The organism is Micromonospora sp. B11E3 (assembly GCF_039871625.1).
GTDB lineage: Bacteria > Actinomycetota > Actinomycetes > Mycobacteriales > Micromonosporaceae > Micromonospora.
This window is the reverse complement of record NZ_JBDPMC010000208.1, coordinates 1-1446: the sequence shown is the minus strand read 5'-3', so window position 1 is coordinate 1446 and position 1446 is coordinate 1. Positions and strand designations below refer to the sequence as shown.

Genomic DNA, 1446 nt, shown 5'->3' with positions numbered 1-1446 from the left:
GCCAGGTGCGGCTCCCGCTCCGCCAGGCGCAGTCGCCGGTCCGGCGGGGGCGGTGCCCGGTGCGCCGGCTGTGGCGCCTGGCGCGGTGGGTGTGCCGGCTGTGGCGCCTGGCGCGGTGGGTGTGCCGGGTGCGGCGGGGCCGGCGGGGGCGGACATGGCGTTCTGCCAGGGTTCTTGTTCGTCCTTCTTCTTCTCGTGGGAGGCGTTGCCGTCCTTGACGGTGACGCCCTTGAGGGTGAGTTCGCCGCCTTCGCCGACGGTGAAGATTCGGAACGCGTCCTGGGAGTCGCGCTTGATCGTGGAGTTGTCGCCCTTGATCTTGATGCGCTGGTGGATCGTCGGTAGGGCTGATCCGTTCTTCTTGTCGTGGTCCTCCAGCTCGTACTCGCAGTCGCGGGCGAGTTTCAGCGTGCCGCCCTCCTCGTTGTTGAGCCGGACGAACGCCTCCACCAACGCGTCGTCGTCGCAGCGCACCTCACGAACCTGGCCCTCGTCGTGATCGTCGGAGTTCCAGTCGTCGTCACGGTTGTGATCGTCCCGGTCCGGCCCGTCGTCCTTGACGAACTGCTCGGTGGTGGACCACTTGAGGTTGCCAGCAACGCGACCCACCCCGGCGGCCCCGGCGCCCGTGGCGGCACCCACCGCAGCGAGGCTGACCACCCCGGTCAGGCCCACCACGCCCGTGGCGATCCACAGCTTGCGGTGACGCGGCGCAGCCCCGGTCACCTGCCCCGTCGTATCGGTGCTCTTCGGAAGGTAGTTGGACATAGGAGCTCTCTGCTCTCTCCTCGTACCAGACAAGGTGCTCCGCCATCAGGCGGGCGCCCTGGCTACAAATCGGTTGTAGCTTCTGAACCACACCGTATGAGAATCTTCTTCACGACGAGGGCATACGCGAAAGAAGTGCACGTTAGGAGTCGGGCCCGCTCATGTCGGTGCGAAGCCGGACGAGGGGGGCAGGTACGACGGGAGAGCCCCTCCCGCCGCAGAAGCGTTCGGAAGGGGCTCTCCCTCTTCTCTATGTGATCGGCCTGCCGTCAGGCGAAGCAGCCGGGGACCTTGCCGGCGCAGTTGCGGGGGTCGTTGTCGGTGATGATGGACTCGTCGTCGACCTTGACCGTGCCGTCGTTGTTGACGACGCCGCCGGCCACGTCGTGAGGCTTGTCGGTGCCGGTGGCCGTGTTCTTCTTGACCTTGGTGTTGGTGAGGACGACCGTGCCGCGGTTGTTGAAGATGCCGCCGCCGTTGGTGGCCGTGTTGTTCTCGACCTTGCTGTCGCGCAGGGTGACGACGGCCTCGCTGTCCTCCTTCTTCGGGCCGAAGTCGGGGTCGCCGTTGAAGATGCCGCCGCCGCGTCGTCCGGCGTTGTTGGCGGTGATGGCGCTGTCGTCGATGGTGGCGCTGCCGCGTTGGTTGTGGTCGCGGTCGTCGCCGTGTTCGTCGTTG

At 67.1% G+C, this 1446-nt stretch carries 2 pseudogenes; both read right to left on the bottom strand.

Annotated elements, in window-relative coordinates:
* Window positions 1-768, bottom strand: a pseudogene (locus ABGB16_RS33695) (hypothetical protein); the annotation flags it as partial.
* A gap of 269 nt (window positions 769-1037) precedes the next feature.
* A pseudogene (locus tag ABGB16_RS33690) lies at window positions 1038-1446 on the bottom strand (hypothetical protein); the annotation flags it as partial.